The organism is Pseudomonas sp. GD03875 (genome assembly GCF_029840585.1).
GTDB lineage: Bacteria > Pseudomonadota > Gammaproteobacteria > Pseudomonadales > Pseudomonadaceae > Aquipseudomonas > Aquipseudomonas paralcaligenes.
This window is the reverse complement of the sequence record NZ_JAOCCV010000062.1, coordinates 1-6,614: the sequence shown is the minus strand read 5'-3', so window position 1 is coordinate 6,614 and position 6,614 is coordinate 1. Positions and strand designations below refer to the sequence as shown.

4 protein-coding genes are annotated in these 6,614 nt (G+C 69.5%); all 4 read left to right on the top strand.

What is annotated here, in order from left to right:
• The first annotated feature begins 346 nt into the window (after window positions 1–346).
• From N5D30_RS25780 to N5D30_RS25765, 4 genes are read left to right on the top strand one after another with little or no spacing between them, the layout of a single operon-like run.
• The gene (locus N5D30_RS25780) at window positions 347–1,408 is read left to right on the top strand and encodes an ABC transporter permease subunit (RefSeq protein WP_279911291.1); all 1,062 of its coding nucleotides are present in this window, start codon (window positions 347–349) and stop codon (window positions 1,406–1,408) included.
• A complete protein-coding gene (locus N5D30_RS25775) occupies window positions 1,408–2,541 on the top strand; it encodes an ABC transporter permease (RefSeq protein ID WP_279911290.1) in 1,134 nt (377 codons plus the stop codon). Before N5D30_RS25780 ends, N5D30_RS25775 begins: the two co-directional genes overlap by 1 nt.
• Window positions 2,538–4,106, top strand: coding sequence for a dipeptide ABC transporter ATP-binding protein (locus N5D30_RS25770; protein WP_279911289.1), 1,569 nt, complete (start codon window positions 2,538–2,540; stop codon window positions 4,104–4,106). Before N5D30_RS25775 ends, N5D30_RS25770 begins: the two co-directional genes overlap by 4 nt.
• 11 nt (window positions 4,107–4,117) lie before the next feature.
• Window positions 4,118–5,950: an extracellular solute-binding protein gene (locus tag N5D30_RS25765; RefSeq protein ID WP_279911288.1), complete on the top strand. Its 1,833-nt coding sequence runs from the start codon at window positions 4,118–4,120 to the stop codon at window positions 5,948–5,950.
• The last annotated feature ends 664 nt before the right edge of the window (window positions 5,951–6,614 follow it).

Here is a 6,614-nt window from a genome sequence, read left to right as displayed (position 1 = left end):
GACAGCCGCCGAAGCCTTCGCAAAAAATGATCCGACAGACGCCCTGTCATCGATCTACAAGGCGTGCTCGTCGGAGTCACCGCGAGCAATACCACCCGCTTCACACCGTCGATGACGTACTCATGCCCCCGCCTAAACTATCCCCCGTCTCCCCTATCGCGCGCATCCCAGCTGGACAAGCTGCCGCACCAGCAAGACTGCTGCCCGGTTGCTGACTGAGCAGCATATCCCGCCCGCCGCAAATCCCCCTGAACCGCTGCTAAGCCGCGCCCTTGCTGGCCTGCGGGGCAGTGGCACGATCGGTGCTATTTCCGGACTTCCACGGTCGTCCCGAGAATGTCCGCTCATGTGGTTCTATTGCTGCAAACGCCTGCTGGCGATGATTCCCACCCTGCTCGGCGTGCTGACGCTGACCTTTCTGGTCACCCAGTTCGTCCCCGGCGGGCCGGTGGAAAGCAGCCTCAGCCGACTCGATCAGGAGAGCGCGCGCACCGGCGCCGACGGTGGCGCCATCGGTGGCGGCTGGAGCTACAGCGGCCGCCAGGGCATCGACGCCCAGCAGGTGGCGCAGATGAGCGAGCAGTTCGGCTTCGACCGCCCGCTGCTCGACCGCTATCTGCACATGCTCGCCAGCTACCTGCGCTTCGACCTGGGCGAGAGCTATGTGCGCAACGAGAGCGTCTGGTCACTGATCCAGTCCAAGCTCGGCGTCTCGGTGTCGCTCGGGGTGTGGACCTTCCTCCTCACCTATCTGGTCTCGGTGCCGCTCGGGGTGGCCAAGGCGGTGCGCGCCGGCAGCCGCTTCGACCTGATCACCAGCCTGCTGATCCTCACCGGCTACGCGGTGCCCGGCTTCGTCCTCGGCGTCCTGCTGCTGGTGCTGTTCGGCGGCGGCTCGTTCTGGGACCTGTTCCCCCTGCGCGGGCTGACCTCGGACGACTGGGACGAGCTGGGCACCTTCGCCAAGATCACCGACTACCTGTGGCACGTCACCCTGCCGGTGACCGCCTCGGTGGTCAGCACCTTCGCCCTGAAGACGCTGCTGACCAAGAACACCTTCCTCGAGGAAATCCGCCGCCAGTACGTGCTCACCGCGCGCGCCAAGGGCCTGTCCGAGCGCCGCGTGCTGTGGAAGCACGTGCTGCGCAATGCCCTGCTGCCACTGGTGACCGGCTTCCCCGGCGCTTTCATCGCCGCCTTTTTCACCGGCAGCCTGCTGATCGAGACGCTGTTCTCCCTCGACGGCCTCGGCCTGCTCTCCTACGAGTCGATCAACAGCCGCGACTACCCGGTGGTGCTCGGCAGCCTCTACCTGCTGACCCTGATCGGCCTGATCACCAAGCTGATCGGCGACCTGGCCTACGTGCTGGTCGACCCGCGCATCAAGTTCGACGCAAGGACCGCCTGATGAACCTGCCCGCCACTCCCCTGCCGGCCGCCAGCCCCTGGGGCCGCCTCCTGGCCTGGCGCGCCGGGCGCCGCGCGGCACAGGCCGGCGAGTCGCTGTCCCCCGGCCGGCGCCTGTGGCTGCGCTTTCGGCGCAACCGCCTGGGTTACTGCAGCCTGGTCGTGTTCCTCGGTCTCTACGCCGCCAGCCTGGCCGGCGAGCTGATCAGCAACGACCGGCCGCTGCTGGTGCGCTACGAGGGCCAGTGGCACTTGCCGCTGCTGCGCGACTACCCCGAGTCGGTGTTTGGCGGCGAGCTGCCGATCGCGGCCGACTACAACGACCCGTTCATCCGCGCGCAGCTGGCGCGGCCGGGCAACTTCGTCCTGTACACCCTCAACCCCTACTACTACGACACCCTCGCCTATCACACCGACGCAGCCCACCACCCCGGCCCGCCCGGCGCGGACAACCTGCTCGGCACCGACATCGCCGGCTACGACATCGCCGCCCGGCTGATCTACGGCTTCCGCACCTCGGTGACCTTCGGCCTGGCGCTGACCGTGGTCGGCACCCTACTCGGCGTCGCCATCGGCGCGCTGCAGGGCTACTTCGCCGGCAAGGTCGACCTGATCGGCCAGCGCCTGATCGAGATCTGGGGCTCGATGCCCGAGCTGTACCTGCTGATCATCTTCGCCTCGATGTTCGAGCCGAGCCTGCTCCTGCTGTTCGTGCTGCTCTCGCTGTTCGGCTGGATCTACCTGTCCGACTACGTGCGCGCCGAGTTCCTGCGCAACCGCCAGCTGGAATACGTCAAGGCGACGCGGGCCATGGGCCTGTCCCACGGGCAGATCATCTGGCGCCACATCCTGCCCAACAGCCTGACCCCGGTGATCACCTTCCTGCCGTTCCGCATGAGCGCGGCGATCATGGCCCTGGCCAGCCTGGACTTCCTCGGCCTGGGCGTCGAGGCGCCGGCGCCGAGCCTCGGCCAGCTGCTGCTGCAGGGCAAGGAGAACCTCGACGCCTGGTGGATCGCGGTATCCGCCTTCGGCGTGCTGGTGCTCACCCTGCTGCTACTCACCTTCATGGGCGAGGCGCTGCGCAACGCCCTCGACACCCGCCTGGCCGACCCCGAGGAAAGCGCCCGATGAGCGACGACGTGCTGCGCCTGGACAACCTGTGCATCGACCTCGGCCGGCGCCGGGTGGTCGACGGCCTCGACCTGCGCGTGCGCCCCGGCGAGCGGCTGGCCCTGGTCGGCGAATCCGGCTCGGGCAAGACCGTCAGCGCCCTCTCCATCCTCGGCCTGCTGCCGGCCCAGGCGCGAGTCTCCGGCAGCATCCGCCTGGCCGGCGAAGAACTGCTCGGCGCCGGCGAGGCGCGCCTGCGCGAGATACGCGGCGGCGACGTGGCGATGGTGTTCCAGGAGCCGATGTCGGCGCTCAACCCGCTGTTCACCATCGGCGACCAGATCATCGAGACCCTGCGCCAGCACGAGGGCCTCGGCGCCCGCGAGGCCCGCGCGCGGACCATAGCCCTGCTCGAACGCACCGGCCTGCGCGAGCCGGAACGGCGCGTCGACAGCTACCCACACCAGCTCTCCGGCGGCCAGTTGCAGCGTGCGGTGATCGCCATGGCGCTGGCCTGCCGGCCGCGCCTGCTGATCGCCGACGAGCCGACCACCGCGCTGGACATGACCATCCGCGCGCGCATCGTCCAGCTGCTGCTCGACCTGCAGCAGGAGTTCGGCATGGCCATCCTGCTGATCACCCACGACCTCAACCTGGTGCGCCGCTTCGCCCAGCGCGTGGCGGTGATGGAACAGGGCCAGCTGGTGGAAACCGCCGAGACCGAGCGCCTGTTCGCCGCCCCGCGCCACCCCTACACCCGGCGCCTGCTCGACAGCCTGCCCAGGCGCGAGATCACCACCGTCGACCCGGCCGCGCCGATCCTGCTGGAGACCCGCCGGCTGCGCGTCGAATACCCGAAGAAGCGCCCCGGCTGGCGCGGCTGGTTCGGCCACGAGCGCTTCGTCGCCCTGGCCGGTGCCGACGTGCGCCTGCGCGCCGGGGAGACGGTCGGCATCGTCGGCGAATCCGGCTCGGGCAAGTCGACCCTGGCCCAGGCCATCCTCGGCCTGATCGCCACCCAGGGCGGCGAGCTGGACTACGCCGGCGCCCCGTCGCGCCAGCCCAGGGCGCTGCGCGCCTGGCTGCAGGTGGTGTTCCAGGACCCGTTCGGCTCGCTGTCGCCGCGCCAGACCATCGAGCAGATCGTCGGCGAGGGCCTGGCCCTGCACTACCCGCAGCTCGACCGCGACGAGCGCCGGCGGCGCATCCACGCGGTGCTGGAGGAAGTCGGCCTGCCGCTCGCCGCGCTGTCGCGCTACCCCCACGAATTCTCCGGCGGCCAGCGCCAGCGCATCGCCATCGCCCGCGCCCTGGTGCTGCGTCCGCAGGTGGTGGTGCTCGACGAGCCGACCTCGGCGCTCGACGTGTCGATCCAGCAGCAGGTGCTGCAACTGCTGGTCGGCCTGCAGCGCAAGTACGGCCTGAGCTACGTGCTGATCAGCCACGACCTGGCGGTGGTCAACGCCCTCGCCCACCGCCTGTACGTGCTCAAGGACGGCGAGATCGTCGAGGCCGGCGACACCGGGCAGGTGATCCGCGCGCCGCAGCACCCCTACACCCAGCGCCTGGTCCAGGCCTCCCTGTGAGAAGCGTCCGCATGCCCGTGTTCCGTTCCCTGCTGCTCGCCGCCGCCCTGGTCGCGCCCGCCGCCCATGGCGCCCACGCCGTGGCCCTGTTCGGCCAGCCCAAGTACCCGGCCGACTTCCAGCACTTCGCCTACGTCGACCCGGACGCGCCCAAGGGCGGCAGCCTGAGCATGTCGCTGGTCAGCAAGAACAGCAGCTTCGACAAGTACAACCCCTACAGCCTGCGCGGCACGCCGGCGCCGGGGCTGCTCGAACTGGTGTTCGAGACCCTGACCATCAACGGCCTGGACGAGATCAACACCCAGTACGGCCTGCTCGCCGAGGACATCGCCGTGGCCCCGGACTTCGGCTCGGTGGTGTTCCGCCTGCGGCCCCAGGCGCGCTTCTCCAACGGCGACCCGGTGACCGCCGCGGACGTCGCCTACTCCTTCGCGACCCTCACCGGCGGCCAGGCCAGCCCGCGCTTCAAGGCCTACTTCGCCGAGATCGAGCGGGTCGTCGCGCTCGACGAACGCCGCGTGCGCTTCGACTTCCGCCGCACCGGCCGCGACCTGTCGTTCATCGCCGGCAGCCTGCCGGTGTTCTCCGCCAAGTGGGGGCTGCAGGAAGACGGCAGCCGCGTGCCGTTCGACCAGCTGCGCTTCGAGGCGCCGATCGCCAGCGGCCCCTACCGCATCGAGCGGGCAGTGAGCGGGCGCGGCATCGTCTACCGCCGCGACCCGGCCTACTGGGCCGCCGACATCCCGGTGCGGCGCGGCAGCTTCAACTTCGAGCGCATCGAATACAAGCTCTACAAGGACCGCGACACCCAGGTCGCCGCGCTGCGCTCCGGCGACTACGACTTCATCGCCGAGAACCAGATGCGCTACTGGTGCTGCCAGTACATCGGCCAGCGCTTCGACGACGGCGAACTGGTCAAGCGCACCTTCCCCCACCGCAACCCGCCGGCCATGAACGGCTGGGTGGTCAACCTGCGCAAGCCGCGCTTCCAGGACCCGCGGGTGCGCGAGGCGCTGAATTACGCGCTGGACTTCGAGTGGATCAACGACAAGATCTTCGACGGCGAATTCGAGCGGGTCGACAGCTACTTCGCCAACAGCCCGCTGGCCGCCCGCGGCCTGCCCAGCGCGGCGGAGCTGGAATTGCTGGAACCGTTCCGCGACCAGCTGCCGCCGGCGGTGTTCGGGCCGATGTACCAGCAGCCCAGCACCCGCGCGCCGTCCAGCCTGCGGGCCAACCTGATCCGCGCGCTGGAACTGTTCGCCGAGGCCGGCTGGCACCACCGCGACGGCGTGCTGCGCAACGCCGCGGGCGAGCCCTTCGTGCTGGAAGTGGCCGGTACCCGCGCGCAGAGCCCGTACCTGGACCCGGTGTACCTCAACCTGTCGCGGATCGGCGTGGTGGTGAAGAAGCGCCTCACCGACGCCGCCACCGCCTACAAGCAGATGAGCGGCTTCGACTTCGACTACTCCACCCTCGCCCTGCGCGAGGCGCGCATGCCCGGCGACGAACTGTGGCGCAGCTTCAACAGCGCCGCCGCCGACCGGCCGGGCTCGGAAAACCTCGCCGGGGTGAAGTCGCCAGCGGTCGACGCGCTGATCAAGCGCCTGCTCGACGCGCAGAGCCAGGACGAACTGGAAACCGCCGCCCACGCCCTGGACCGGGTGCTGATCCACAACCACTACGTGATCCCCTGGCGCTACCTGACCAGGCACTACTTCATCTACAACCAGCGCCTGCGCGCGCCGCAGACCGTGCCGCTGTACTACGGCGCCTACGAGTGGACCATCAGCAGCTGGTGGGACGCCGACGCCCGACCGTCGACGGTGGCGAGCGCGCCATAGCCGCTCCGAAGCCCGGCCCGGTGCGCGCGGCGCACCCTACGGTGCCTGCTTACCCTGTGGGAGCGGCTTCAGCCGCGAAAACGTCCTCCACCCTGGCGACCCTGGGCCGATGGATGGCTTCGGCGATCCACGCTACGACCCGAACGCCGACCCATGGCAGCAGCCTCATGGGCGGCTTTGGCCACGATGGCGATGGATCGCCGCGGGCCCTTCGCGGCTGAAGCCGCTCCCACAAAGGCAACGTCGCTTGAGCCCGGTGCGCGCGGCACACCCTACGGCGCCTGCTTGCCCTGTGGGAGCGGCTTCAGCCGCGAAAACGTCTTCCACCATGGCGACTCTGGGCCGGTGGATGGCTTCGGCGATCCTCTCTACAACCCGAACGCCTACCCATGACAGCGATCTTGTGGGCAGCTTTGTCCGCGATGGCGATGGATCGCCGCCGGCCCTTCGCGGCTGAAGCCGCTCCCACAAAGGCAACTTCGCTTGAGTTCGCCCGCGCCCAAGGGGCGACATCGGATGCCTGCCGCGACACGAGGCCGGATCGACATTCGTTGTCTTGCGCACGCCCGGTAGGGTGCGCCGTGCGCACCGCTTGCCCCCTCGACTCGGCCGCTGTCCCTCACCCCAGCCCTCTCCCAAAGGGAGAGGGAGTTGGTCCGAGGTG

Coding starts and splice junctions, on each gene's coding strand:
- N5D30_RS25780 (WP_279911291.1), top strand. CDS start 347: ATGTGGTTCTATTGCTGCAAACGCCTGCTGGCGATGATTCCCACCCTG.
- N5D30_RS25775 (WP_279911290.1), top strand. CDS start 1,408: ATGAACCTGCCCGCCACTCCCCTGCCGGCCGCCAGCCCCTGGGGCCGC.
- N5D30_RS25770 (WP_279911289.1), top strand. CDS start 2,538: ATGAGCGACGACGTGCTGCGCCTGGACAACCTGTGCATCGACCTCGGC.
- N5D30_RS25765 (WP_279911288.1), top strand. CDS start 4,118: ATGCCCGTGTTCCGTTCCCTGCTGCTCGCCGCCGCCCTGGTCGCGCCC.